The sequence below is a fragment of the Mycobacterium sp. 050128 genome (assembly GCF_036409155.1).
Lineage (GTDB): Bacteria > Actinomycetota > Actinomycetes > Mycobacteriales > Mycobacteriaceae > Mycobacterium.
In genome coordinates, this window is record NZ_JAZGLW010000005.1 from 1 (window position 1) to 26,621 (window position 26,621).

A 26,621-nucleotide genomic window follows, 5' to 3' on the forward strand; every position below is an offset into this window, starting at 1 on the left:
CCACTTCAACTACCATCGACCACACTCTGCCGCCGACGGCCAACCACCAGCATCACGACTCACCACCGGCGTCACCAACGTGCTGTCCTCCTACATCTAGCTCACTGCCCGCCGCCACCAGCATTCCGCCGACCATGAAGGAGCGCTGCCCGACCCAAAACGTGCCCAGCACCTGCAACCCCATCGCCGCGCCGATGAACCAGGGCGCTGCCAGATCGACGATCGACCGTACGTTCTCGAATCCGAACCGGCGATGCACCGCAGTGCCGAGCGCGCGGCCTTGAACGCGCATGACGATCGGCACCTTGGTATCGGAGCCCAAGATCTCCAGCAAGACAATGCCGGTCTCGATGTTCTCCATGTCGTCCTTGGTCACCACCGCCACGCCCCGGGCACGCTCGACGTGTGCCGATTCCAGCGTCTGGCGCATCGTTGAATCCCCGAAGATCACCGGCACGTCGAGTTTGGCGATGGTCGAAAGGAACCGGTTGTTCTCGTTCGGCTCGATGACTAGGACGTCGTATCCGGCAGCGGTCAGATCGGTCACCACGCGCACGCCAATTGAGCCCAGTCCGACCACGACGACGTGGTCGCGCATATGGCGTGCCCGGCGCAGCCCGGCCGTTTGGAGGAATCGGCGCGACAACAGCAGGTCGGCTAAGAATGCGACCGGGAGGGCAGTGACTATGACGCCGCCGAACATCACTCCGACGGCGAACAGCCGCAGCAAAGGAGATTGTTGGGCGAAGCTGAAATCGCCGTAGCCCACGGTCGTGACGGTCTCGGACGCGAAGTACAGGGCGTCGATCCACGACATACTCGGGTGCTGGTAGTAAAACCGAACCAAGGCAGTCGAGCCGAGCGTCAACAACACCGCGAAGGCCAGTGAGGGAAACAGCATCGGGTTCACGTCGTCGCGCATGGCGCGAACAGCATCGATGACGCGTCGCACCCGGGAATGACGAGAGCGCGTCGCGGTGGCAGGAGGCACTGTGATCCCGCGGGCTTGCAACTCGTCTTTGACGCCAATCATCGAGGTCCAGTCGCCGGCGTAGACCCGCAGATCCCGTCCCGGACATGGCACTACCTCGCCCGGTGCGGGTGAGTTCTTGCCGTGAACCACTGCCACGGGTGCCAGGTCTGCGTGGATCTCGCGCAGCGTCGCGTCGTACGGTGCCTCGGACCCCCAGACGACGAATTCGATACCGGCCGTGTCGAACTGGTGCGCGTTGCGCGACAGTACCGCCTCGACGAGGGATGGGGTCGCGAGCTCGGCGACGTCCAAGATCGCGCCAGGGCCGTTGACGGCGGTGACCGCTTCGCGCAGCACGTCGTTGGCCAGACGGGCAACCACGCGGACGTTGGGACTGTATTCGCGTGCCAGCAAAGCGATTTCGAGGTTGACCGCATCATTGGGTCCCGCACACACGACGGCGCGGGCGCGATGCACCCCGGCGCCAAGGAGATCCGCGGCTGTGTTGATCTTGATGATCCGCGCGCCAGCGCCTCTGAGCTCTTCGGCGATGGTCTTCGACAGCGGGTCGTCGCCGCTGACGATGATTTCGCGATGGAATTGAAAGACTTCGCCCATTTCGCGTGATTGTTCTCGTTCGTTTGTTTGCACCAGCGTCGGCTGGCTCATATGACTATCGGGCACAACGTCGGTTAGCGCCACCGGAGGAGCCAGGGAAAGTCAACGCCGATCTTTATGAGGCGCAACAGGTTCGACTCGAATGCGTCACGTGGACGAAATAGTTGAGGCGTAGAAAGCGCTGTCGCGCCATTAAGCAAAGGAGCATTCCTTGTCCGACAAGACGCCCGACGACATCTTCAAGCTCGCCAAGGATCAGAACGTCGAGTACGTCGACGTCCGCTTCTGCGACCTGCCAGGAACCATGCAGCACTTCACGATTCCGATCTACGCCTTCGACGGGAACGTGTTTGACGAGGGCTTGGCCTTCGACGGTTCCTCGATTCGCGGGTTCCAGTCGATCCACGAATCCGACATGTTGCTGCTTCCCGATCCAGAAACCGCGACCATCGATCCGTTTCGTGCGCACAAGACGCTCAACGTCAACTTCTTCGTGCACGACCCCTTCACATTCGAGGTGTATTCGCGCGACCCGCGCAATGTCGCACGCAAGGCGGAAAATTACTTGATCAGCTCCGGCATTGCGGACATCGCGTATTTCGGCCCGGAAGCCGAGTTCTACATCTTCGACTCGGTGAGCTTCGACTCGCGCACCAACGGCTCGTTCTACAAGGTGGACGCGACGTCTGGGTGGTGGAACACCGGAGAAGCGAACGAGTCCGACGGCACCCCCAACCTCGGCTACAAGGTCCGCCCCAAGGGCGGGTACTTCCCGGTGGCGCCCACCGACCATTACGTCGACTTACGCGATGAGATTCTCACCCATCTGACCAATGCCGGCTTTGCCCTGGAGAAGGGCCACCACGAAGTGGGCAGCGGTGGTCAGGCCGAGATCAATTACAAGTTCAACACCCTGCTGCATGCGGCTGACGACCATCAGATGTTCAAATACATCGTCAAGCAAACGGCTTGGCAGGCAGGTAAAACCGTGACGTTCATGCCTAAGCCGCTGTTCGGTGACAACGGTTCCGGCATGCACTGCCACCAATCGTTGTGGAAAGACGGCATCCCGCTGATGTACGACGACACGGGGTACGCCGGCCTGTCGGACACCGCGCGCCACTACATCGGCGGACTGCTGTACCACGCGCCGTCGCTGCTGGCGTTCACTAACCCGACGGTGAACTCCTACAAGCGCTTGGTGCCCGGCTACGAGGCCCCGATCAACCTGGTGTATAGCCAGCGCAACCGGTCGGCGTGCGTGCGTATCCCCATTACCGGCAGCAACCCGAAGGCCAAGCGGCTGGAGTTCCGCTGCCCCGACTCGTCGGGAAACCCATATCTGTCGTTCGCCGCCCAGTTGATGGCGGGGCTGGACGGGATCAAACACAAGATCGAGCCCCCACCCCCGGTCGACAAGGACCTCTACGAGCTACCGCCCGACGAGGCCGCGGAGATTCCGCAGGCTCCCACCCAGCTGGCCGCGGTGATCGACCGGCTGGAGGAAGACAGTGAATACCTCACCGAAGGAGGAGTTTTCACGCCCGACCTGATCGAGACGTGGATCAACTACAAGCGCGATTACGAACTTGCGCCGTTCAACCTCCGGCCGACCCCGTACGAGTTCGAGCTCTACTATGACGTCTAAACCAGCCGAGGCGTCCGCTCAGGCGCGCTCTTCGCGTCGCAACCTCCACCACGCGAAGCCGGCGAAGGTCACGGCCAGCACTCCCAACATGGTCATGTCGAAAAGCCATGTCGACGCGGCACGGTGCCAGTGGGAATCGTCCGCAATTCCCACGACCAGGTGCGTCAGGTCCGCCGTCGACGCGGTGGCCGCGAAGCCCCATCGCCCGAGCGTGAACCAGGCGAGGGTCTCGAACAGCGGCCGACCCGTCACCGGGATGAACCCACCGGCGAGCACCAGTTGGGCCATCAGTGTCATCGCCAGCAGCACGATGACCTGATCGCTGGTACGCGCGAACGCCGAAATCGCAAGCCCCGCAATCATCGCCGCCACGCACGTCGCGGCGACGCCGACGAACAGCTCCAGCATCGGGCTGGCCAGTGCCGCCGCACCTGACGGCCCGGGCTTGCCGATCCCAGGTGCGGTGACGATCAGAACCAGGATCGCCGACTGCATCCCCGCGACCCCGCTGAACACCAGGATCTTCGCTAAAAGGTATGCGGTGGACGATAATCCGGCTGCGCGTTCGCGGCGGAAGATCGGACGCTCACCGACGAGGTCGCGCGCGGTGAGCGTGATGCCCATCAGGATTGCGGCGAAGCTCGTCAATGCGATGACATGCTTGGCTTCCAGCGGCACAGCGGAATCCGCGTGGCCAAGTCCGGAGTGACCGGTGACGGTCAGTGGCAGCAGCCCGACGATAAACGGCAGTAGGGCGATGAAAGCGAAGTAGCCGCGATTGGCGACAAGGAGCCGGACCTGCCGGCGTACGAGCGTTGATACCTGATGCCATAGGCCGGCACGCGCGGCTTCAATCGGGTCTGCGGGTTGGCCGCAAATGAGCTGTACCGCAGTCATTTCCCCCCGCGACCCGACACCCTCCATGAAGCGCCGTCGAACGCCGTCGGGATCGGCGCATACGATGTTGAAGATGTCGGCCCAGTCGTTGGCTCCGATGGCAGATCCGATCTCGCTCGGGCGACCGCAGAACGCGGTCTTGCCGCCGGGCGCCAGCAGCAGTACCTGGTCGCACACATCGAGGAAGGTCAATGAATGCGTCACCACCACGATCACGCGACCCGCGTCGGCGAGCCGGCGCAGCATCGTCATGACGGCGCGGTCCAGCGCCGGATCCAGCCCCGTTGTGGGTTCGTCGAGCACCAGGAGCGAGGGATGTGTCAACAGCTCCAAGGCAATTGAGACGCGCTTGCGCTGCCCGCCCGACAGTTTTTCGATGCGGGTCGCGACGTGAGCTGTCAGCTCGAGTTCCTCGAGTACCGACGCGATCACCCGGCGGCGATCGCAGGCGGCCGCGTCGGCGGGCATCCGGAGTTCCGCCGCGAACTCCAGCGCCTGGCTGACGGTCAGCCGACCGTGTACGACGTCGTCTTGTGGCACCAACCCGATCCGGTGGCGCACCGACGCGCTTGCTGCGTGCAGGTCACGACCATCCAACGACACCGTGCCGTTGCTCGGACGTGCCGCTCCGGTGATCACTCTGGCGAGCGTGGACTTGCCCGCACCCGAAGGGCCGATCACCGCCGTCAAAGTACCAGGGCGTGCGGTGAACGAAATTCGTTCCAGTGCAACGATATTGCGCTCGAGCATAAGGCTCACGTCGCGTACGTCGAGGCCGCCGACCGTGGTGGCCGGTGGGATGCGGACGGCGAACGTGGGCGCTACAGAACAGGTCATCTGATTCCTTATCCGAGTAGGTAGGCCAGCGGGAGTACCAGCAGCAACGAGTCGATCCGATCCAGCAGGCCTCCGAAGCCGGGGAGCCAGCAGCCGGCATCCTTCACCTGGGCCTGCCGCTTCAACATCGACTCCAGCAGGTCGCCGAAAAGGCCACCGAGGGATACAGCGAAAAGCAGTCCGATCGAAATCGTGCCCAGCAGCGAGAGGACGACGAACGCCCCGATGATCGCTCCGACCATCCCGCCGACCGTCTTGTTGGGGCTCAGCCGGGACAACGGACGACGTGCCCAAGCCATGCGGCGCAACCCCTTTCCGCCACACCACGCCGCGACGTCGGTGGCCGCGACGGCGAAGCACAGCAGATACGCGTCCGGCCACACCATCACGAGGTGTGACAACGACCAGCAGATCCACACCGAGCCGAAACCGGCGAACGCCGTGCGCTTGGCGCCGTGATCGACGTCGCCGCCGAGCACCGAAGGGACCGCGCACATCAGCACGACGACGGGCGCGAGTTGCAACAGCGACGGGCGCAACCAGGCCGCGATCGGGTAGAGCACCGCCAACGCCACCAGCAGGTAGGTGTCGAGTCGGTGCAGCCTGACCAATCGCGCGTATTCGGTCACCGCGACGACTGCCAGTGCCGCGGCCAGCGCGGCGGTGGTGCCGAGGCCGATCCACACAGGGAGGCCGACCGCGGGCGCGATGAGCGCCCAGGTGCGCCACTTCTGGATCAGCTCCCGCTTGCGGGAGACGAGGACGACGACGCCGGCCAGGGCCAGGATCGCCACCGTGACCCACATGAGAAACACGGCCCGGGAGTAGAGGTGGATGTGCAGTGGACCCAGGTCGACGTTGAGCGGCATCCGCCGATCCCGGCGGACGAAGGATAGGTAATTCTCGACGATCGCCATGTCAGGACGCGAGCGCATAACGGTCGGCGGCGCCGGCAACGGCGCCCTCACGCAAAGCCAGCACGTGTGCCCGCAGTTGCGGGGCCGACGTGGTGTGCGGGTCCAGCGACGCGCCGACGTGGACGCGCATCGGGGCCGGGGAGTAGCGGCCGTCCTTGGGCAGCACGTCGGCGGTCCCCGTGATCGCGATGGGTACGATCGGCACACCGCAGTCGCGTGCCAATCGTACTGCGCCGGAACGGAACTCACCGATGGTGCCGTCGGTCGAACGGGTTCCCTCGGGGTAGATGACGACGGTGCGTCCGGCCTTGAGCGCGGGGCCGGCCGCAGCGAGCAGTGCGGCATAGGTGCCGTCGCCGGACCGCCGGACCGGCAGGATCCCCGCGAGTGACGTCGCGACGAAGCGCCGCACGGGCACGTCGAACCAGTAGTCGGCCGCCGCGCCGAACACCGGCCGGGCCGTCGGCGGAAGCGCCGCCAGCAGCACCGCGGTGTCGGCATGCGAGCTGTGGTTGGCTACGACCACGCAACCACCCGCGGCGTTCCAGCGCCCGCTCACCGTCAGTCCGCCCGAGGCGGCGCACACGATGCGCCAGAGCCAGTGCCGGAGCACGCTCGGCATCCGGTTCGCGGTCATGCCGCCACCCCGGTGAGGGGTTGCGTGATGAGGTTCAGCGGCTGGGTGATGGTGTCGATCGGCTGCGTGACGGCATCGAAGTGCTCCATCAACACGACACGCTGAGACAGCTGGTCGCTCAGGCGGGATTCGTTGCCCCGCTGGGCCTTTAGCTCGCGGCGCGCCGCCCGAAGCCGCAGCACCGTGGTGATGAGCGAACCGTTCACCAACTGCGCGAGCAGTACGGGCATGATGACCGGAAACGCCGTGGCCAGCACGACGAACAGGCAACGTTCCGTTTTGCCCAGCGGGCCGCCGTTGCGGCGAGTTGCGCCCGCCGCCGCCGCGGCCAGCGACGCGAATGTCGGCAGCGTCGCGGCAAGCGCGGCGACAAGCACCTGAAACACGAGCCAGGACAGCCAGTGCAGGCCGGGGCCGTGCTGACGTGCCGCCCATACCGTCAGGCCGGCGAAGGCGAGCAGATCTGCCGTGCGGTCGCCGAGCTCGTTAATGACGAATCCCCACGGCCGGCTCACGCCGCGGGCGCGGGCCACGGCGCCGTCGAGGTTGGCTCCGGCGAGCCGCAGCACCATGAACAGCGCCGCGAGGGACCAGCATCCGAACGCGACCGATACGCCGGCTGCCGCGGCGGCGGTCACGCCGGCAGCGGTGAACACGTCCGGGGAGACCCGCCGTGACACCGCGGCGTCGACGATGGGTGTCAACCGCTTGGTGAACCACGGCTTGAGCGCGTAGAGGCCAGACATTCGCGATCCCCGGCGCGTCGTCGACGGGGAGGCGGTGTGGAGGGCGACGTTCGTACTGATGGCTGACTCCTTTCGCGTTGTGCCGTTTTCGTGCACATTCGCCGCCTCGGCGGCGGCTTGACTTGCGACGAGTACATCGAGTTGCAGCGACTACCGATCCCAAAAATCGTCGGTGGGCCAGACGGCGGTCCTAATGCCTTGATGGGACAACCGCGCCGACGTGTAGGAAGATGGGCTCATGTTGCGGGGAATATTTGCACTTGGGTGCGTTGCAGCCGTCGTTGCCTTGGCCGTGCCTGCTCAGGCCGATCCGGGGATGCGAAATTTCTGGCCGCGCTGAACAAGGCCGGCATCACCTATCAGACCCCGAGCGTCGCCATCGGAGTGGGCAAGAAGGAATGCGCACTGATGGACGAGGGCATGACCGAGCCCGAGGTCATCAAGAACGTGGCGGAGAGCAATCCGTCGTTCAAGGGGGAATCCGCCGCTGAGTTCACGACGATCGCGGTGGACACGTACTGCCCTCAGCACGAAGGGGAACCAGGCGCGCTGCCGCCGCCGGCCGCGTAGTCAAACTGCTACGGGTTTTGGCTGACTTCTCCGGCCGGCCGCGTTCGCAATTCGACTGGTAGGCGTTTGAATCCGTGCAAGGTGACCAGCTCGAGTGGTTCGGGCTGCTCGCGCAGGCTCAGGCTGGGGAACCGCTCGAATAAGGTGCGCAGGGCGATCACGCCCTCGATCCGTGCCAAGGCCGCGCCAAGGCAACCGTGAATTCCTGAGCCGAATGCCACGTGGTCTCGCGCATTGGGTCTGGTGATGTCGAACTGATCGGGATCGCTGAAAACCCGGGGGTCGCGGTTGGCGCCGCCCATCAACAGCACGAACATCGAGCCGGCGCGGATGTGCTGCCCGGCGATCTCGACGTCGCGGTGTGCACTGCGCACCAGCATCTGGACCGGGCTTTCGAACCGCAGGATCTCTTCGACGGCCCCCGGCCAGAGCACCGGGTCGTCGCGCAATAGGGCCAGCTGCTGTGGATGCTGAAGCAACAGGACGATTCCGTTGCCGATCAGGTTGACCGTCGTCTCGAACCCGGCTCCGACCAGAAGCGCGGCGTTGGCGGCGAATTCACGATGGGTCAGCTCGCCGCCGGCGGCCACGCGGCCGAACGGGTCGTCGCGCGAGGCACCGTCACGCGCCCGCTGGATGAATCGGGCGGCGTAGCTGTCGACCTCCTGCAGACGCGCTACGGCGTGGCGAAACGTCTTCCAGCTGGTGCCGAAATCCAAAAGCGGGGCCAAGCTGTAGCCCCATTCGCGCACCTGCGGGCGCGCATCGACTGGCAATCCCAGGATCTCGGTGATCACGGCGACCGGCAGTTCCGTGGCGAAGTCGGCGACCAGGTCGGGCTGCGGGTTGCGCTCCAACCCGTCCAGCAGTTCCGCCGTGATCTCTTCGACCCGCGCGCCGAGTCGGTCGATGGCCCGTGGTGTGAAGCTCTGCGCAAACAAGCGCCGATACCGAGTGTGGTCCGGGGGATTGGACATCACCATCGCTGGGCGCTCCACGGGATTGGGCAGGCCGGGATCCGTTCGCTCCAGCAATGCCGGAAATGGTTGCGGCAGAGGCGCATTCACGATGTTGGTGACCCCAAAGCGGTCATCGCGCAACACCATCCGGCAGATTTCGTGGTCGGCGCTCACCCAGACGAAGGGCCGGCGCACCAGACGGCCCTGTTGCCTGATGTCGTCGACCAGGCGATACATCTCGGCTCCGCGGGCCCGGCCCAGCAGAAACCGGGCCAACGGTTGTCCGCGGCGGGCCTGCACCGCCAAGAACGCGCGCGGCGCACCGTACCTCGCCATCCAGCGAAACCAGATGCTCGTCCGGATAACGATCCTCCTTGGCGCGGCGGCGACGTCGTCGCCGGAACATATCACCGGGGCTCCCGTCACGCGCGATACAGGTAATTCATAGGCGCGACATAACTATTGCCCACGGTACGGCAGCACGATGTAACCAGATCCAGTTCGACCGGGGGATGAATAGCGCGTGACGGTACGTGAGCCAGTGGTGAGGGGGACCATGGTTTACCAAGGCAATTCGGTCGTCCTCACCAGACCGCGGTTTCGGGGATGGATCCATCTCTATTGCGCCGTAGCTGCCTTCATCGCCGGTACGGCGCTGGTGGTGGTGTCGTGGGCGCTGGAATCCAAGCGGGCCGGGCATTCGACGCTGACCTACACCTTGTCGATCGTGGCGATGTTCACCGTCAGCGCCATCTACCACCGCGTCTACTGGGAGTCGGCCACCGCCAGACAATGGATGCGGCGACTCGACCACTCGATGATCTTCGTGTTCATCGCCGGCAGCTACACGCCGTTTGCCAGGCTGGACATGCCGCGCGGGACCGGATACGTGGTGCTGGCGATCGTGTGGGGTGGTGCGGCGGCGGGAATCGCGCTGACGTTGTTCTGGCCGTCGGCGCCGCGGTGGCTGGGCGTGGCGCTGTACCTGCTACTGGGCTGGGTTGCGATCTGGTACAGCCCGTTGATCCTGCACAACGCCGGAGTGGCCGCGACAGTCTTGCTGGCCGTCGGCGGCGCGCTGTACAGCATCGGGGCGGTGTTCTACGGGCTGCGCTGGCCCGACCCCTGGCCGAGAACATTCGGCTATCACGAGGTCTTCCACGCGTGCACCGCGGTCGCGGCGATCTGCCAATACATCGCGATGTGGTTCGCCGTCTTCTAGCAGGCGCTAGTAGCGCGTGCGAAGCCGCGCTTCAGATGTGTTCTAACCCAACGTTTTTGGTGCTGATGTGGCCGGTGCGATCAGCGCCCATCCGATCTGCCCGCCGCGCAACGAACCCGGCTTCACGACATCCAGTTGGACGAAATGAGCTGATGTCCGGAGCTTTTGGCCTTCGTCGCCGCCGCCGGTGACCAGCGCAACCTTGCCTTCAACTCGGCCAATGGCCGGTTACCGTACACCCGGCCGATCAGCGCAGCGGGTACCGTGCAACGCCATGGCGGCGACGCGATGAGTGCAGGCCTGTTTGGACTTCTCGACGACGTCGCGGTTCTGGCACGCCTGGCGGCCGCCAGCGGTCGCGCGACGGTTAAGGCGGCCGGAGTGATCATCGACGACACCGCCGTGACGCCGCAGTACGTGCACGGCATCGCAGCCGAGCGCGAACTGCCGATCATCAAACGCATCGCGATCGGATCCCTGCGCAACAAGCTCTTGTTGATCCTGCCCGTTGCGATGCTGCTCAGTCAGTTCGCGCCCCGGGCGGTGACCCCGATCCTGATGCTCGGCGCGTTCTACCTGTGTTACGAGGGCGCCGAGAAGGTGTGGGGGACTTTGCGCGGCCATCACACCCACGCGGCTCCGGCGGCCGAGGACGTCGTGGTGGCCGGTGCGATCATTCGCGTTCCTCGCGCTTGTCGAGCTGCTGTCACTGGCTTGGCGAGGTCGTTAGGGCCGGCTGCCCACCAAGTTGCTGTTCTGCGGGCAGTAGGCGTGCACCGAGGTGGTGACATACGCCTCGGCATGGCTACCAAGCGCGGGGTTGCTTGACCGGAAGTCCGCGATGATCTGCTGCACCGTCATGCCCAGCCTGATGTTCTCGCACACCATCTTGCCGTTGTAGATGGCGGCATCCGGATTGGCGAAGGAGATTCCCTGGTCGTTGAGGTCCTGAACGTACTTATTGTCCTGACCGGGTGTCGACACAATCGACGCCGGCGCGGCGGTCGATGCCGTTCCCGGAACCGGGGCCGCTTTGGACGTCGGGGCCGCGGTCGGTGGCGGCGCTGCGGCCTTGGGATGCGAGGTCAGCAGGGAACGCCCAAGGACAATCGCACCGGCGACCACCAGCCCGGCCGCCAGCACGGCGGCGGCGATACGCCAGGTAGCACGCCATGATTGACGCGGACTCGCGGCGCCGCTCGGCGCATCGACGTCGTCATCGTCGCGCGACCACGCCAGGCCGGCCGAGTTCACCGAAGTGGGCGCCCCAGGCTCCGCGGCAGCAGGCGCGGCAACCGTCTCGCCACCGTTGAGCTCGGCAGTCTTGTCGGTAGCTGGTCCCGGGTCGGACATGACGGCCATGGTACGGCCCGCGAACGACGAGTCGGAGTGTTAGTCGGGCGCCCGCGTGCCGAGCAGTGCACGCACCATCGGGCGGGGCCCCTCGGACCGAAGCAGATAACTGGCCGGTCGCGGCCGCACCTTCAACGGCCACCAGAACCAGCGTCTGAGCAGCGCCGCAACGGATGGCGTCATGAACGCGCGCACGATCAGGGTGTCGAACAGCAGGCCCAAACCGATCGTGGTCCCGATCTGGCCGATCACCGTCAGGTCGCTGACCACCATGGAGGCCATCGTGACCGCGAATACCAGGCCTGCGGCCGTGACGACCTTTCCGGTACCGCCCATCGCTCGAATAATGCCGGTGTTGATACCGGCGCCGAGTTCTTCTTTCATTCGGGAGACGAGCAGCAGGTTGTAATCGGACCCGACCGCCAACAGAATGATGACCGACATCGGCAACACGAGCCATTCCAACCCGAGCCCGATAATGTGCTGCCAGAGCAGCACGGACAATCCGATGGAAGCCCCCAGCGAAGTCACCACGGTACCCACGATCACCATCGCGGCCACAAAACTTCGCGTGATCATCAGCATGATCGCGAAAATGAGACAGAGCGAAGCAATCCCGGCGATCATCAGGTCGTATCGGGAGCCGTCATGCAGGTCTTTGTACGTCGCAGAGACGCCGCCGACGTAAATGCTGGTGTTCTCCAGCGGGGTCGACTTCAGCGCCTCCTCGGCCGCGGATTTAATCGCCTGGACGCGAGCGATACCTTCGGGAGTGGCGGGATCGCCCCTGTCCGAAATGGTCATGCGTGCTGCTTTCCCATCCGGCGACATGAACAGCCCCATGACATTCTGGAAGGTGGGGTTTTTGAAAACCTCCGGCGGGAGATAGAAACTGTCGTCGTTTTTCGCCGCGTCGAATGCCTCGCCCATCTCCGTCGAGATATTGCCCTGCGAGTCCGCCTGGCCGATGATCCCGGTCATGGTGGAATGCATGGTCAGCATCATGGTGCGCATGCTCTTCATGGTCTCGATCTGAATCGGAAGCTCGGCGGCCAGTTTCGGCATCAGCACATCGATCTTGTCGATGTTCACCACCAATTCGCCCAGCTTGTCGTTGATCGCGTCGATGCCGTCAAACGAATCGAAAAGCGACCTGATCGCAAAACAGACGGGGATGTCGTAGCAGTGTTTTTCCCAGTAGAAGTAGCTGCGGATCGGCCTCAGGAAATCCTCGAAATTCGAAATTTGGTCTCGCAATTCGCCGGTGATGACCTGAACTTCGTGCGTCCTGCCGGCCAGATCATGGGTAACGGCATTGAGTTGCAGAATCAGGTGATAGAGCGTGGTGGTGATTCCGATCGTCTTGTTCAACTCATCGGCCTGCGTGAGCATGTCGTTCATGCGGGCCTTTTGATATTCGAGGTTCACCATCTGGCTTGCGTTCATCACGCCGAACCTGAACGGAATCGTCGTGTGCGCCATCGCGGTGCCCGAGGGCCGGGTGACAGATTGCACCCGGGAAACGCCCGGAACCGCGAGCACACCCTTGGCCAATCGTTCCAGTACCAGAAAATCCGACGGATTGCGCATATCGTGATCGGCTTCGACCAATACGAACTCGGGCAACATCCGGCCGAGCGGGAAGTGTCGATTCGCGGCCGCGTATCCCTGGTTGGTCGGAAGGTCGTCGGGGAGATAGACCCGGTCGTGGTAGTTGGTCGTGTACCCGGGCAGGGCGAGCAAGCCAACCAGAGTGACCGCGCAGGCCGCGGCGAAAATGGGTCCCGGCCAGCGGACGACCGCTGTGCCGATCCGCCGCCAGCGCCGATCAGAGATCCTTCGCCTGGGCTCCATCAGGCCGAATCGGCCACCGATCGCAAGAACCGCCGGAACCAGCGTGAGCGCGATCGCCACCGCGACGAGCATGCCTATCGCGCAGGGGATACCGATCGTTTGGAAGTAGGGCATCCGGGTGAAGCTGAGGCAGAAAACCGATCCGGCGATCGTCAAACCGGAAGCCAAGACAACCTTCGCGGTGCTGCGGTAGGTCGTGTAGAAGGCCGCTTCCACATCTTCACCGGCCTGGCGTGCCTCTTGATACCGGCCGACGAAAAATATGCCGTAGTCGGTTCCGGCGGCCAGCGCGAGAGTGACCAGCAGATTAACCGCGAAAGTAGAAAGGCTGAGGGCGCCGATATTGCCAAAGAATGCGACGATTTGGCGCGCCACCTGCAGTTCGATTCCGACCATCAGCAACAGCAGAATGACGGTGGTAAGCGACCGATAGACCATCAGCAGCATCAGGAAGATCACCACCAGGCTCACCAGGGTGACCTTGAGGATTGTCTTCTGACCGCTGTGATTCAGGTCCGAAATGAGCGGCGCCGGGCCGGTGACGTAGACCTTGACCCCTGCCGGTGGAGGAACCCGGTTGACGAGGTCACGGACGGCGTCCGCTGATTCGTTCGCCAGGCTGGTGCCCTGGTTACCGGCCAGCTTCAGCTGTACGTACGCGGCCTTTCCGTCCTCACTTTGCGCACCGCTTGCGGTGACCGGATTTCCCCACAAGTCCTGAACATGCTGAATATGCTCCGGATCGCTTTCCAATTGCTTGAGCAATTGGTTGTAGTAATGGTGAGCATCGTCGCGCAGTGGCTCCTCGCTCTCCAGGACGATCATCGCCAAGGCGTCGGAATTGGATTCCTTGAAGTCCTGGCCCAGGCGCTGCATGGCCTGGATTGACGGCGCATCTTTGGGGCTCAGCGACACCGCCCGCTGTTGCTCCACCTTCTCGAGCGAGGGGACGGCCATCGTCACGATGACAGTGAGGGCCAGCCAGGCCAAGACGATGGGCACCGACAACGCATGGATCGTCCGCGCGACGAAGGGCGTGCGGCGTTCGCCGGCCACGCGTGGATCGCTCATGCGGCCCTCGGGCAGCAGAAGTTGTCGGCGTTCACATCGGACGTGGTCCCCCTTGACCACCCCGTCCACCCCGGTGCGCCAGCAGCTGCTGTCACTATTGCTCGTCTCCTCTGGTGATGCGATCGACCCGCCGCGAGAGCAGGTGACTTCCAGGCAAGGCTTCCAAAGTCTCTCATTGATGCATCGGCGGCGACAGGAAACCTATTACAGGTGACGGTAGCGGCCCGCCGACCCGGGCGCTCGGCGGGGCGATGAGCTGCGGTAACGGGTTCGAGTTCGCCCATCAGATGGCGGCGCCTCTGCTGGGCAAGTAAGTTCGCCAGGGGGTTAATCGGGCAGTTTCAGCGCGGAATCCCGCGCGAGGACGGGTGTCAATGCATTGGGCGATCACGGGCGCGACCGGGTTTCTCGGGATTCACATCCTGGGCGAACTCCTCCGCGGGGACGAAACGTTCACTCTGCTGACCCGGCCGCAGTCGGATCCCATCAGTCGCATCGGCAAGGCCCTGCCGCTGGCGGTCACCGACGGGCGGGTGTGGACCGAGCAGGAATTGCGCGAACGATTTACCGTCGTGCCGGTGGAGCTCACCGCGCCCAAGTTGGGGCTGTCCGATGAGCGATTCCAGGAACTCGCCGACAGCGCGGATGCGATTTTGCATTGCGCCGGCAGCATCGAGCTGGATGCCGACCTTGCCGACCTTCGCCTGACCAACGTCGGTGGAACCACCCGGATCCTCGAACTCGCCGAGGCCGGATCGCGAGAGCCGGATCTGTTCCACGTATCGACCGCTTTTGTCGCCGGGAAGCGCCGCTCGGGTCTGATCTACGAGACCGAGTTAAGCGATGCCGAAGGCTTCGAGAACAACTACGAGCAGTCCAAATTCGAGTCCGAGTCGCTGGTGCGGGACTGGGCGCAGCGCACCGGACGCCGGGTGGCGGTGCTGCGGCCGAGCGCCCTGATCGTCGATCGCCCGCCACATCCGGACTTCCCGCTGCATCCGCTTTCCTTTCTGTCGACGTCCGCGGACAGCGGCATGCGCCTGTTCTCGGTCTCGGGGCGGCCGATGCGCACCAAAATGTCGATCAGGCTCAGCGGTGACCTCAACGGCCATCTGAACTACATGCCTGCCGACGAGGCCGCCGACGAGATGGTCCGCCTGATGCGGCTGGCCCCCGAAGGCCTGAATACATACCACGTCGTCCACCACCAGGACGTCGCGGTGCAAACGTTGGTGGACCTGTTCAATGCGCTCTCACCGATCCCACTCACGCTGGTCGAGGGCCCGATCGAGGACCCGAATCTGCTGGAACGGCGGCTGCGGTGGGCCAGCGGATTCTTTCCGTACCTGGCGCACAGCCGGACTTACGACACCACTGGTACGCGAGCGGTCATCGGCGAGCCACATCGCCGGACCATCGTCGACTTCGACTACCTGCTGGGCAGCGTGGGACGGTACAAGCGCTACCTCACATTCAAACCCGAGAAGCACGAACCCCGGGAGTCGGCGTCGACGGTCGCACCCCTGGTCTCGGTCGAGGGTCCATTCGATGTCAATGCCCATTGCGCTGACGCGCCTCGCCCGATGCGAGGGCTGACATTCATCGTCACGGTAGGACGAAGCGGATCGACCGCGCTGTCGAGGATCCTCACCGCTCACCCAGATGTGCTCAGCCTCAACGAGTTCTACCTATCGGTGCGGGCCTCGTCGGCGGCCGACCACGAGCTGTCGGGCGAGCAATTCTGGCGGATGCTGGCCGAACCCCACCCGATCTTCGACTCCATGGTCCGGGGTGGTTCGGCCATGCCGGAGTTCATCTATCCGCGACTGCGCGGAACCCGATTCGACGCGAGCACGACCGGAATCCCCGCGATTTCGATGATGACGCTGCCGCATCTGTCGTCGGACCCCGACGCCGTATTCGATGCCCTTGCCGCAGAGGTTCCGACGTGGCCGGAGCAGACGTCGCGACTGCATTATGAACGGCTGTTCGCTTGGCTTGCAAGGCATTTCGGTGGGACCGTGGTGGTGGAGCGCTCAGCCATGTCGTTGAGCAGTGTCCCGTGGCTGCGCGAGACGTTCCCGGACGCGAAGTTCGTGCACCTGTACCGGAACGGTCCGGATACGGCGGTCTCGATGAGTGAGCACACCGGATTTCGCTTGATGGCGCTGATTCAAGACGCGCTGGAGCTGCTCGATCTCGACCCGGAGCGGCGACACCCGGGCCTGCGGCTGGATCCGACGGCGATACCGATCGAGCTCGCATCCCTGGTCGGTGACACTTGCGAGGTGGACACCCTGATGAGCCAGAACATGCCCATCACCCGCTTCGGCCGGATGTGGAGCGAGCTGATCGTCACCGGTGAATCCGAGCTCGCCGACCTGCCCGCGGACCGCTACCTTCCGTTGTCTTACGCGAACCTGGTCGCTGACACCCGGTCGTCGCTGGTGCAGCTGGCGAGTTTCCTCAACGTCGACGCGGACCCGAAGTGGCTCGAACTCGGCACCAGCGTCATCGACCCGAAGTTCACCGGCGCCTCTGCTCGGTTGTCCGCCGACGAGCTGCAGGCAGTCATCGAAAGCTGTGCTCCCGGCTCGGCCTGCCTTGCGAAGCACGCCGTTGGTACCGGAGCGGACGGGGTGACCGCGGCCCGCTGAGACAGGGCTAGGCTGCGGCCATGCCGATCGACCGTGCCGCGCTCGTCGCGGGCAGTATCCGACTCGCCTCAGGCGTCCATTTTCTCGTCGATCCCCTCGGTGCGAACAAGCTCTGGGGTGACCCCGGGGAGCCGACCCCGACGGCGCGACTCCTGCTGCGATCGATGGGTTACCGCGACGCTTTGATCGGCGGACTGCTTCTGTCGGCGGCGTTGCGCGGCAAGAACACTCGCGGCTGGTTCCTGGCATCCGGTGGGGCCGACGCGGCGGATCTGCTGGGCGGGCTGAGTGTCCACAGCGAGCTCAAGCGCTCTCAGCAGCTGATCGGCCTCGGCGGCGCCGTCATCGGAATCGGCGTCGGGTTGTGGGGCGCAGCCCGGCCCGGGCCTAAATCGGTGGAGGCTCCGGCGGTCTGAGCCCCGGCACTGGGTCGGCGGCCCGAACCCGCGACCAATCGCTCTGTTCGCGCTCAGTCATGTCGTTTGATGTGATCGCGCCGAAGCAGGCGGCATCACGGGCGAACCTCTCGGCCGCGTCGGGCAAGGCGTCCGGGCCCTCGAGCCGGAAACAACTCGGCGCCAGCGGACCGAACAGCAGCGCGCGGCGCAGGTGCGGCCAGTTATTCAGGTCGGGTTCGACCTCGGCGGCACGGGCGAACGTCAGCGCCGCGAGGTCCATCCGGGTTTTCTGCGGCGTTCCTCGATTGGCGCGGTACGCATCGATCGCTGACCGTTGGCCGCTCGCACTGATTGGCGGGACCGCGCCGCCCCAGGTATACGCGATCCACCTGGCCTGAAGTTCCAGCGGCACAAAGTATCCGCCCGACTGGTCCCACAAGCCCATGAACGCCAGGCCGGGAAGGTCGGGATGAAAGGTGTAGCGGTCGGCATCCAGGTGCACCGCGTCCAGGTCGAGGATCGCCCGGATGTCGTCACTGAGGAACGGCAGACACAGTTGGTAGCCGGTGCCGAACACGATTCCGTCGAAGTCCTCGGCACGCTCGTCGGCGAAGGTGACGGTCGGGCCCGCCACGGATTTCATCCACGGACGCACAGAGATTCGGCCCTCGGCCACGAGGGGAAGGTAGTGCTGACTCAGCGTCACACCGGCCACGGACAACGAGGGATCGGGCGCAGGTGCGCCGTACTGATCCGGACTGCCCGCGGCGCCGACGACGATCTCCTTGAGGAATTCATCGACGTCGGCTGCGGTGAGAGCCTCGGTTGCCAAGGCGCCATACCGGGTATAGAGCCGGTTGTCCGACGGAACCCCGCCGGCGAACTTCGGCGCGATGTAGCGTTGCCGCCGCTGAGTTACGACGACGCGCGCCGCGCCCAATTCGGCGACTTCCGAGGCGATTTCCAGGGCGCTGATCGCGCAGCCCGCGACGAGAACTCGCTTGCCGCGATACGTTAATCCGTCACGGTAGTGATAAGTGGAGATGGCTCCCGCCGAGCCGCAGAAGGTCTCGAGGCCCGGCACGGCGGGGATGGCAGGGACATGAAATCGCCCGCTGGCCACCACAATTCGGTCAAAACGCTCGTCGGCACCAGCGTGCGTCGCGACCCAGCCGGCTCCGTTCCTTCTGATCAGGTCGACCCGGGTGCCCAGGTGGATACGCGGCGTGAGCCCGAACGTGTCGGCGTAGCGGTGCAGGTAGTCGAGAACCTCACGATTGGACAGGTAGACGTGGTCCGTCGTGTGATCGAGGTCGCTGAAGGCAGTGACGGTGCGACTGCTGTTGGTGTGCATGCTCGGCCACACGCCACTGTGGCCATCCAGGCCGGCCCATTGCCCGCCCAGCATCGGACCTTGCTCGAAGATGGTCGGCTCAAACCCCTGCTGTAAGAGCCAACGCGCGGCGACCAGTCCGCTCGGTCCGGCGCCGATCACCGCAACGCTTTTCGTCATCGGAGAAACTGTCGCACGACTTCGGCCCACTCGGGATCTGATCCGATGACACGCGGGCCTCGATGCGGTTGACTGTGAGGGTTGATCGGGGAAGGAGCAAACGTGGGTTTCGGCGTCCTGACTTTTGTGACCGACGAGGGGATCGGCCCCGTCGAACTGGCCGGTGCACTCGAAGAGCGAGGCTTTGAGTCGCTGTATCTGGCCGAGCACTCGCACATCCCGGTCGACCGGAAAACCCCTTACCCCAGCGGTGGCCCGATTCCGCGAAAGTACTACCGCACGCTGGATCCGTTCGTGACGCTGACGGCGGCGGCGGTCGCGACCCGGAATCTAGTGCTGGGCACCGGCATCGCACTGGTCGTGCAGCGCGACCCGATTCACACGGCCAAAGAAGTCGCTTCGCTTGATCTGGTGTCGCAGGGACGCTTTCGCTTCGGCGTCGGTGTGGGCTGGCTTCGCGAAGAGATTGCGGATCACGGGGTCGATCCCTCGGTGCGTGGACGGGTCGTCGACGAACGACTGGACGCAATGATCCAGATCTGGACGCAGGAGAAGGCGGAATACCACGGAACATTCGTCGACTTCGACCCGATCTACAGCTGGCCGAAGCCGATTCAGCAACCGTATCCGCCGCTGTATCTGGGCGGGGGACCGGCGGGTTTCAAACGCATCGCCAGGCTCAACGCGGGCTGGCTCTCGATGACGCCGTCGGCGAAGGAACTCGCGCCTCAGCTCGACCAACTGCGTGAGGTGGCAGGCCCGGACGTACCGATCGTCCACTTCCACGGGGGCGAGCCGGTCGTGAAAGAGCTGACGGGTTACCGCGATCTAGGTTTGGAACACGTCTTGCTGGACCTGCCGACCGCGCCCCGAGACGAGACGCTTCGTCTTTTGGACGGGCTGCAGGCCGAGATCGCCAGGCTAGCGTAAAGCTAAGTACCGCAGAAGGTTTGGTAGTTGCCGAAATCCTCGGGGGCCGGACTCGTGTAGCGCTCGAAGCCTGGGCGTTCGTCGTACGGGGCGGCCACGGCGTCCAGCAGCTGCTGCACCGGGCCGAGATCGCCCGCCGTTGCGGCGGCGAGGGCTTCCTCGACCAGATGGTTACGCGGAATGTAGATCGGGTTGGCGCGATCCATCGACTCGGCGTCGGGGCTCAACCGGCCCCAACGCGACATCCATTCGTCGAAGCCGACGAGGTCGGTGAAGAGGCCGCGCGCGGGTTCGGCATCCCCGCGGGCTGCTCGGCCCAGGTGGCGGAAGAACGAGGTGTAGTCGACTCGGCTTTCCCTGAGCAGGCGCAGCAACTCGTCGACCAATGACGACAAAGTTGCGGCCTCGACGTCCGCGGGCAAGCCGAGTTTGGCGCGCATGCCGGACGACCAGGTGGCGTCGTATTCGGTTTGGAATACGCCGAATGCCTGCTCGGCGAACGCGATTCCCTCGTCGAGGTTGTCGGCAAGCAAGGGCAGCAGGGCCTCGGCGAACCGGGCCAGATTCCACCCGACAATGGCGGGCTGGTTGCCGTACGCGTATCGGCCCCAGTGGTCGATCGAACTGAAGACCGTGTCGGGGTCGTAGGCTTCCATGAACGCGCACGGACCGTAGTCGATCGTCTCGCCGGAGATCGTGGTGTTGTCGGTGTTCATCACCCCATGGACGAATCCGATCAACATCCATCGCGCGACCAGGCAGGCCTGGACACCGACCACCGCTTCGAACAGCGCGCGGTAAGGATGTTCGGCGTCGGCCGCGGCGGGATAGTGGCGGGCGATCGCGTGGTCGGCGAGGCGCCGCAGCAAGTCGGCGTCGCGGGTCAAAGCGGCGTATTGGAAGCTGCCGACGCGGAGGTGACTATTGGCGACGCGGACGAGCACGGCGCCCGGCAGCAGTGTCTCGCGCTGTACCGTCCGCCCGGTGGCGACCACGGCCAGGGAGCGCGTCGTCGGGACGCCCAGCGCATGCATTGCTTCACTGATCACGTACTCGCGCAGCATCGGGCCCACCGCCGCGAGGCCGTCGCCGCCGCGGGCGAACGGCGTCGGGCCCGAACCTTTGAGGTGGATGTCGCGAATCCGTCCAAGCTCGTCGGACAGCTCACCCAGCAGCAACGCGCGTCCGTCGCCCAGCCGGGGCGCAAGGCCGCCGAATTGGTGCCCGGCGTAGGCCTGGGCCACCGGGACCGCGCCAGACGGCAGCAGGTTGCCAACGAGAAATCGCCGGCCGTCGGGGCTGGCCAGCCAAGACGCATCGAGGCCGAGTCCGGTGGCCAGCGACTCATTGAGGACGAGCAGCTGCGGGTCCGGGCTGGTCTCAGACTGCCAGCGGACACCCATCTCGGGCAGCTCGCGGGCGAAGCGGTCTTGCAGGGGGACGCGGATCTCCGATGCAACACTCACGTCGTCCAGAGTACGAGCATTGAGTTAGCCGATGACTTGGCGGAGCGCATCGCGAGCGCGGTCGAGCATCGACGCGAATGGTCCGATCGCGAAATTCAACTTCGCCGATTCCACACCGGGGTGCGGGTGCGTCGGGGCGATCGCCTGGGCCGCCTTGACTGCTGTGGTCATCCGCTTGAGGTCGTCTGCCTCAAGAACCTTTTCCAGATAAGGGAATTCGTGGTTCTCCTCGTTTGCCGCATGATCGAGAACTGCCTCTCGCAGCTTGGTGAGCTCGTCGATGAACTTTTGCGAAGTGATGTCCAGCTTTTCGATTTGCGATAGCAACTCTTTGGCTTCGTGCTCCTCTTCGAGCCGGGCGTCGACGACGGCGTCGCCGGCATCGGCCTCGCGCCGGACCCGGGGGTGTACCACCATTTCCTCGGCGGTCTCATGGACGGCCAGCAATTGACGCAAAGCCGCGAAGGGCTTCTCACGTGCTTGGGGGTCAGACGCGAGCAGCACCTCATCGAACATGTCCTCGATCAGATTGTGCTGCGCTTTGAGAAATGCGACCACTTCGTCGGGGGATTCGATGATCATCTCGGTCACGGGTACCTCCGGAAATCAGGGCGATAGAAAACTGTCGGCGCCGGGCTGGGCGCCGTCCGTTAACGCTTACCCGGGTGAGCTCTACGTAAACGCCCGTGCGCTGATCAGCAGCCGTTTCTGTAATAGCTACGCTGGCGCAATGAGCGCCAAACGCGGCGAGGCCGTGACCCTGGTCACGCGACTCGCATTGTGGAGGGTAGCCACGCGCAGGTCCTGGTGGAGTTGCTCAAAGACCTATGAAACTCGGCGTGAGACCATCGTGCGATGCAGCTCGGATTGCACGCATTGGGGATCGGGGCCGGTGCAGACCGGGCGGTAATCGATGCCGTCGCCTCCTGCGCGGACGAATGCGGTTTCGCCACGCTCTGGGCGGGCGAGCACGTTGTCATGGTGGACCGATCCGCCTCGCCCTACCCATACTCCGATGACGGTGTCATTGCCGTTCCGGCACAAGCGGATTGGCTCGACCCGATGATCGCGCTGGCGTTCGCCGCGGCCGCATCGTCGCGGATCACGATCGCGACAGGCGTCTTACTGCTGCCCGAGCACAATCCGGTGGTAGTGGCCAAGCAGGCCGCGAGCCTGGATCGGTTGAGCGGCGGGCGGTTGACTCTCGGTGTGGGGATCGGGTGGTCCAAAGAGGAATTCGCCGCTCTCGGAGTGCCTTTCGAGCATCGAGCGGCCCGCACGGCCGAATACGTTGCCGCGATGCGCGCGTTGTGGCGCGACGACGTGTCCTCGTTCGACGGGAACTTCGTCGGCTTCGACTCGATCCGGGTGAATCCCAAACCTGTTCGTGATCGCAGTATCCCAATTATGTTGGGAGGCAACAGCGACCCGGCACTACGGCGGATCGCGAGCTGGGGCGACGGCTGGTACGGATTCAACCTCGACGATGTGGCGGCGGTGCGCGAGTGCGTCGACAAGCTGAATCGATTGTGCGCCGAGGCGGGTCGCGACCGTGCCGAGCTGCGGCTGGCGGTGGCGCTGCGCAGTCCGCGCGACAGCGACGTCGACGCCCTGGCTGAATTGGGCGTCGACGAACTGGTGCTGGTGGCGACCCCGCCCGAGCGCGCGGACGCGGTCGCCGGCTGGGTTGCCGCGCTTGCCGATCGGTGGATCAAAAATCGCAGCTAGACCTGCGGCGATGGGGGTAGGCTGCGCGGAAGACATGACAGAAGTGATCCTGCCCCGCCAGCTGACCGACATCAGCGCTGAGGTCCGCAATGTCGCGCCGCCGCCGATGCCGCAACTGCCGGAGCCATACGGCTTGCGCCTCGTCGATGCGGATGCCGACGCCGAGATGATCTCGGAGTGGATGAACCGACCGCATCTGGCCGAATCGTGGGAGTATCCCTGGCCGACCGAGCGCTGGCGTCGTTACCTGCGTGCGCAACTCGAGAGCAGTTTCTCTCGCCCCATGCTGGCCAGCCTGGATGGGGTCGACCGTGGGTACCTCGAACTTTACAGGGCAGCAAAGGATTCCATTGCGGCCAGATACGAGTACGACCCCCACGATTTGGGCCTACACGTCGCGGTGGCCGATTTGGATCACATAAGTCAGGGGCATGTCAGCTACTTGCTGCCGCACTTGTTGGTCAGCATCTTCAACCTTGAACCACAATGTCGCCGAGTCATGTTCGATCCCGACCACCGCAACGCCCCGGCGCGCAAGTTCTGTGAGCGAGGCGGCTGCGTTTTTCTCGGCGAGCACGATATGTCCAGCCGGCGGATGGCGCTGTACGTTTTGCCCCGCACGCCCGACGACGTGCCCCGGGCCCGCGAGAGCTGAGCTGTCTCTGCGAAAGTGAGTAGCCATGTGGGCTCGGCTTGTGGTGGCGCCATGGTGGGTGCTGTGGCTGGTGAATGCGGCGACGTTCACGATCACGCTGTCGGTGATCTGTGGGCTGGGGCTGCCCGGAATTGTGGCATCCGGCTGGGCCTGGCTGTTGTTGTCGGTGCTGGTGTTCAGCGTGATCGTGACCGCGCTACTGACGCGTGCCGGGCGGCCAATTCAGCAAAGCTACGCGCGGACCGTGACCGGGCTGGACCTCGCGCAACGATCGCAAGCCGTCAAGGCGCTGCGTCGCGGTGAGGTTCCAACGGACCCGGCCGTTTTGGCGGCCGCCGTCCGCATCGGTGACCTTTCGATGGCTTACCAGCGTCGGGTGCCGGTGTGGCAGCGCAGGGTGGCATGGATCGTCCCCGTCCTATGGGTGGTCGCCGCGGTGCTGGAATTCGTCGGCAACGACGCACGGGCCGGGCTCACCTGGAGCGCGTTGGCGCTGCTGGTGGCGGCTCGAATGGCCCGGGCGATGCACAAAGCACGCCAGTTGCCAGGACGCCTCGCGCTCCTGCACTCGGCGGCCGACTCCAGCCCGCAAGCACTCTCGGTGCTTGCCGAGGCGCACGACTCCGCCGCGCCGCCGCCCAACCGGCGGTTTCGGCTGCTTTTTGCCGTCGTTGTCATCATCGCGGTCGCCGGAGCCGTTTTCGCGGTGCACCGGCAGGGCCAGCCCAGCCGGGACTGCCGGACCGCCGACGCGGTCGTGGGGTTCATTCACGAGCACCCCGGCATGCTCGATGCGTCGTTGATCACGCCCGGCGGCCCCGGCCTCGACAAATACCAGGACTGGTCGGATCGGCTCGTCGCGTACTCGCAGCAGGTGTCAGCGCCCGATCTCGCACCGCATCTGCAGCGCATCGCGAAGATCTCCACCGATGCGGTGGCGGTGGTGACCGACGCGCGACGCGACTCGTTCGCGTCCCAGTCCACCGACGAAATGCTCGCTCGCCAAGCTACCTACCACGGCCTCGTCAGCCAGCTGATCGATGAGGACAAAGCCCTCATCCCGCCGTGTCATCCGCACCGCTAAGAAGCTGTCCGTCAACAGGTTTCGCGTCAGTAATCGTGCCGCGCCAACGAGATGTCGCCTAACCGTTGCGTCTCGTCGAGTGACAGCACTGCCGGAACCATTTCGCTGGTGACCAGCCCGTGGCGGTCGGTCAGCTCGTCGACGATATCGAAACTGCGCGCGATCGATTCCGGGGTGTCGACGACGATGGTCGTCACCGGCACCCGTCGTGCGACCTGAAACAGCTTGTCCCCGTGTGGTTTATGGTCACCGTGAAATCCCCACATTCCGCGCAGCACCGTCGCCCCACGCGCCGTTCCCGACCGCATCAGGCGGTGCACGAGGGCACGATGGATCGGCAGCGCGTCGTACCGGGTGGCTTCGGCGGTGTACACCATCAGCTTTTGCCACAGGGTGCGTCCCTGGTCGTCCGTCATCGGCAGCTGCTGTGGGCGGGCGAACATCTCACCGTCGCGTTTGCACAAGCGCACCCGTTCGACCGTCAATAGCGGCTCGGCCAGCACATCGGCCAATTCCGTTGCGGCAGCGCAAACCTGCTCAGTCGACCCGATGCCGATGATCATCATCGGGACATTGACATTGCGGCCGAAGAAGTGCGCCCGGCGGCGTTGTCCGTGCACGGTGCCATCGACGCCGAGAAGCGCTATGGCACCCGCGAATCCGTGCCGATACATCAGTTCGCAGACCGCGTAGTAGGCCGCCCTGCCGGCGACGCGCTCTTGCCTGCCGACATAGACCGTCAGTTTCGCGGCATCTCCGTTGTGCGTATCGAAGTCGCCGAGCGCGTCGGTGCCCCGTTGCCGGGTGACCAGTCGCGCCCGCTCCAGCGTCAGCAGCCCGCGCCCGGTCAGCGTGGCGACTTCGTCGACCAGGGAGCGGATCTTCGGCTCGACGTCGACCGCGGCGATCGCGATCGCGGGATCCTCGGACAGGCTCAACGACACGTCGCTGCGCAGCTCATGGCTCGCCCCGAAACTGGCGATGCCGCGCAGCATCACGCTGGTCGCAACATCGTTGGCCCCGAACAGATCGAACATCGCGTCGGCCAGGAAGCGCTTCTCGTCGCCGACGGCGCGCTGGCGTTCGCCGAAGTACGCGGTCAACTTCAGGCAGGGCTGATTCATAGCTGCTCCGCCAACCATTGTCCGAGTAATGCCGCGCTGATGCCGAGCACGACGCTGACCACGATGTTGGCGATCGCCGCCCACATCCGGCGCTCCTCGCCGAGTCGCTGAGTCTCCAGCATCCAGGTGGAAAAGGTGGTGTAGGCGCCAACAAAGGCCGTGCCGGTGAGCAATGCCGCGTCCTTGCTCAACGCCAGGCCGCCGAGAAACCCGAGCAGCGCGGCGCCGCTGATGTTCACCGCCAGCGTGCCAACCGGAAACGGCCGTGCCACCCGGCGGGTGACCGTGCGGTCCACCAGGAAGCGAGACACCGAACCGATGCCGCCGATCAGCGCGACCCCGGCCCAGACCAAGAACGTCGTCACGAGCGCACCCGCACCCGGCGCACCAAAGCGGTCGCCAGGTGTGCGGCCAGCAACCCGAGCACGATGCTGGTGACGGTGTAGGCCAGCGCCAGCAGCCAGTGGCCGTGTTCGAGCATCTTCAGCGTCTCGACTTGCATGGTCGAAAAAGTCGTTAAGCCGCCGCACAATCCGGTGCCGAGCAGCGGTCGTCGATAACTCGACAGCGGCAATCGTTCCAGCAGGCGGGTGGTGAAGTAGCCCACCAGGAAGGCACCCAGGATGTTGACGGCGAACGTCGGCCATGGCCACGTAGCCGGGTTGGGTTGGGCGAACGTGCTCAGGGCCGCGCGGGCTACCGAGCCCACCGCTCCGCCGGCAAAAACCGCGCCCAACTCGCGATAGTCAGGTCGTGCCACCGGT

Annotated in this window: 22 protein-coding genes and 2 pseudogenes; 10 read left to right on the forward strand and 14 right to left on the reverse strand. The window is 64.8% G+C overall.

The features are described from left to right. Positions 1–94: 94 nt before the first annotated feature. Positions 95–1,591: pseudogene (locus SKC41_RS26240) on the reverse strand (NAD-binding protein); the annotation flags it as partial. A 211-nt stretch (positions 1,592–1,802) separates the two neighbouring features. Here SKC41_RS26240 and glnA point away from each other — a divergent pair. After that, positions 1,803–3,239 carry a type I glutamate--ammonia ligase gene (gene glnA / locus SKC41_RS26245; protein WP_330980630.1) on the forward strand — a complete coding sequence of 479 codons (1,437 nt, stop codon included), beginning with the start codon at positions 1,803–1,805 and terminating at the stop codon, positions 3,237–3,239. A gap of 18 nt (positions 3,240–3,257) precedes the next feature. Here the strand turns inward: glnA and SKC41_RS26250 are convergent, their stop codons facing one another. From SKC41_RS26250 to SKC41_RS26265, 4 genes are read right to left on the reverse strand one after another with little or no spacing between them, the layout of a single operon-like run. Then, entirely contained in the window at positions 3,258–4,973 is a 1,716-nt protein-coding gene (locus SKC41_RS26250) for an ABC transporter ATP-binding protein/permease (RefSeq protein WP_330980631.1), read from the reverse strand. An 8-nt stretch (positions 4,974–4,981) separates the two neighbouring features. Continuing rightward, positions 4,982–5,890, reverse strand: coding sequence for a phosphatidate cytidylyltransferase (locus SKC41_RS26255; protein WP_330980632.1), 909 nt, complete (start codon positions 5,888–5,890; stop codon positions 4,982–4,984). 1 nt (position 5,891) lies between these two features. Next, complete coding sequence (locus tag SKC41_RS26260; RefSeq protein WP_330980633.1) at positions 5,892–6,527, reverse strand: lysophospholipid acyltransferase family protein; 636 nt, start codon at positions 6,525–6,527, stop codon at positions 5,892–5,894. After that, the gene (locus tag SKC41_RS26265) at positions 6,524–7,231 is read right to left on the reverse strand and encodes a CDP-alcohol phosphatidyltransferase family protein (protein WP_330980634.1); all 708 of its coding nucleotides are present in this window, start codon (positions 7,229–7,231) and stop codon (positions 6,524–6,526) included. Before SKC41_RS26265 ends, SKC41_RS26260 begins: the two co-directional genes overlap by 4 nt. Before the next feature lie 306 nt (positions 7,232–7,537). On the opposite strand from SKC41_RS26265, the gene SKC41_RS26270 reads away from it, so the two are divergent. Then, positions 7,538–7,843 carry a DUF732 domain-containing protein gene (locus tag SKC41_RS26270; protein WP_330980635.1) on the forward strand — a complete coding sequence of 102 codons (306 nt, stop codon included), beginning with the start codon at positions 7,538–7,540 and terminating at the stop codon, positions 7,841–7,843. 8 nt (positions 7,844–7,851) lie between these two features. Here SKC41_RS26270 and SKC41_RS26275 read toward each other — a convergent pair whose 3' ends face one another. Continuing rightward, entirely contained in the window at positions 7,852–9,165 is a 1,314-nt protein-coding gene (locus tag SKC41_RS26275) for a cytochrome P450 (protein WP_442931824.1), read from the reverse strand. A gap of 193 nt (positions 9,166–9,358) precedes the next feature. Between SKC41_RS26275 and trhA the strand changes: the two genes are divergently transcribed. Together trhA and SKC41_RS26285 are read left to right on the forward strand one after the other, a co-directional pair. After that, positions 9,359–10,024, forward strand: coding sequence for a PAQR family membrane homeostasis protein TrhA (gene trhA / locus SKC41_RS26280; RefSeq protein WP_330980637.1), 666 nt, complete (start codon positions 9,359–9,361; stop codon positions 10,022–10,024). Between the two features lie 288 nt (positions 10,025–10,312). After that, positions 10,313–10,699 (forward strand): annotated as a pseudogene (locus SKC41_RS26285) (DUF808 family protein); the annotation flags it as partial. Between the two features lie 51 nt (positions 10,700–10,750). Here the strand turns inward: SKC41_RS26285 and SKC41_RS26290 are convergent. Next, the gene (locus tag SKC41_RS26290; RefSeq protein WP_330980638.1) at positions 10,751–11,377 is read right to left on the reverse strand and encodes a DUF732 domain-containing protein; all 627 of its coding nucleotides are present in this window, start codon (positions 11,375–11,377) and stop codon (positions 10,751–10,753) included. Between the two features lie 39 nt (positions 11,378–11,416). After that, positions 11,417–14,302, reverse strand: coding sequence for an MMPL/RND family transporter (locus tag SKC41_RS26295; protein WP_330980639.1), 2,886 nt, complete (start codon positions 14,300–14,302; stop codon positions 11,417–11,419). Positions 14,303–14,676: 374 nt separating this feature from the next. Between SKC41_RS26295 and SKC41_RS26300 the strand changes: the two genes are divergently transcribed. Both SKC41_RS26300 and SKC41_RS26305 read left to right on the forward strand, forming a co-directional pair. Further along, positions 14,677–16,959, forward strand: coding sequence for an SDR family oxidoreductase (locus SKC41_RS26300; RefSeq protein ID WP_330980640.1), 2,283 nt, complete (start codon positions 14,677–14,679; stop codon positions 16,957–16,959). Positions 16,960–16,979: 20 nt separating this feature from the next. Then, positions 16,980–17,375, forward strand: coding sequence for a DUF4267 domain-containing protein (locus tag SKC41_RS26305; protein WP_330980641.1), 396 nt, complete (start codon positions 16,980–16,982; stop codon positions 17,373–17,375). Here SKC41_RS26305 and SKC41_RS26310 read toward each other — a convergent pair. Further along, positions 17,347–18,870 carry a flavin-containing monooxygenase gene (locus tag SKC41_RS26310; protein ID WP_330980642.1) on the reverse strand — a complete coding sequence of 508 codons (1,524 nt, stop codon included), beginning with the start codon at positions 18,868–18,870 and terminating at the stop codon, positions 17,347–17,349. The genes SKC41_RS26305 and SKC41_RS26310 overlap by 29 nt on opposite strands. A 102-nt stretch (positions 18,871–18,972) precedes the next feature. Here SKC41_RS26310 and SKC41_RS26315 point away from each other — a divergent pair, with 102 nt between their 5' ends. After that, on the forward strand, positions 18,973–19,800 hold the full coding sequence (locus tag SKC41_RS26315) for an LLM class F420-dependent oxidoreductase (RefSeq protein WP_330980643.1): 828 nt from the start codon (positions 18,973–18,975) through the stop codon (positions 19,798–19,800). Positions 19,801–19,802: 2 nt separating this feature from the next. Here SKC41_RS26315 and SKC41_RS26320 read toward each other — a convergent pair whose 3' ends face one another. Both SKC41_RS26320 and SKC41_RS26325 read right to left on the reverse strand, forming a co-directional pair. Further along, a complete protein-coding gene (locus tag SKC41_RS26320) occupies positions 19,803–21,203 on the reverse strand; it encodes a protein adenylyltransferase SelO (RefSeq protein ID WP_442931825.1) in 1,401 nt (466 codons plus the stop codon). 87 nt (positions 21,204–21,290) lie between these two features. Further along, the gene (locus SKC41_RS26325) at positions 21,291–21,848 is read right to left on the reverse strand and encodes a hemerythrin domain-containing protein (RefSeq protein ID WP_442931826.1); all 558 of its coding nucleotides are present in this window, start codon (positions 21,846–21,848) and stop codon (positions 21,291–21,293) included. Positions 21,849–22,121: 273 nt separating this feature from the next. Here SKC41_RS26325 and SKC41_RS26330 point away from each other — a divergent pair, with 273 nt between their 5' ends. Genes SKC41_RS26330 through SKC41_RS26340 form a run of 3 tightly spaced genes read left to right on the forward strand, consistent with a single transcriptional unit; the run spans position 22,122 to position 24,733 of the window. Further along, a complete protein-coding gene (locus tag SKC41_RS26330) occupies positions 22,122–22,994 on the forward strand; it encodes an LLM class F420-dependent oxidoreductase (RefSeq protein ID WP_330980646.1) in 873 nt (290 codons plus the stop codon). 34 nt (positions 22,995–23,028) lie between these two features. Further along, positions 23,029–23,649 carry a GNAT family N-acetyltransferase gene (locus SKC41_RS26335; RefSeq protein WP_330980647.1) on the forward strand — a complete coding sequence of 207 codons (621 nt, stop codon included), beginning with the start codon at positions 23,029–23,031 and terminating at the stop codon, positions 23,647–23,649. Positions 23,650–23,674: 25 nt separating this feature from the next. Then, positions 23,675–24,733 (forward strand): hypothetical protein, encoded by a 1,059-nt coding sequence (locus SKC41_RS26340; RefSeq protein ID WP_330980648.1) that lies wholly within the window; start codon positions 23,675–23,677, stop codon positions 24,731–24,733. A gap of 26 nt (positions 24,734–24,759) precedes the next feature. Here SKC41_RS26340 and SKC41_RS26345 read toward each other — a convergent pair whose 3' ends face one another. From SKC41_RS26345 to crcB (SKC41_RS26355), 3 genes are read right to left on the reverse strand one after another with little or no spacing between them, the layout of a single operon-like run. Then, positions 24,760–25,857 carry a DUF190 domain-containing protein gene (locus tag SKC41_RS26345; RefSeq protein WP_330980649.1) on the reverse strand — a complete coding sequence of 366 codons (1,098 nt, stop codon included), beginning with the start codon at positions 25,855–25,857 and terminating at the stop codon, positions 24,760–24,762. Continuing rightward, positions 25,854–26,222: a fluoride efflux transporter CrcB gene (gene crcB, locus SKC41_RS26350; RefSeq protein ID WP_330980650.1), complete on the reverse strand. Its 369-nt coding sequence runs from the start codon at positions 26,220–26,222 to the stop codon at positions 25,854–25,856. Before crcB (SKC41_RS26350) ends, SKC41_RS26345 begins: the two co-directional genes overlap by 4 nt. Continuing rightward, complete coding sequence (gene crcB / locus SKC41_RS26355; RefSeq protein ID WP_330980651.1) at positions 26,219–26,617, reverse strand: fluoride efflux transporter CrcB; 399 nt, start codon at positions 26,615–26,617, stop codon at positions 26,219–26,221. Before crcB (SKC41_RS26355) ends, crcB (SKC41_RS26350) begins: the two co-directional genes overlap by 4 nt. Positions 26,618–26,621 lie beyond the last annotated feature (4 nt).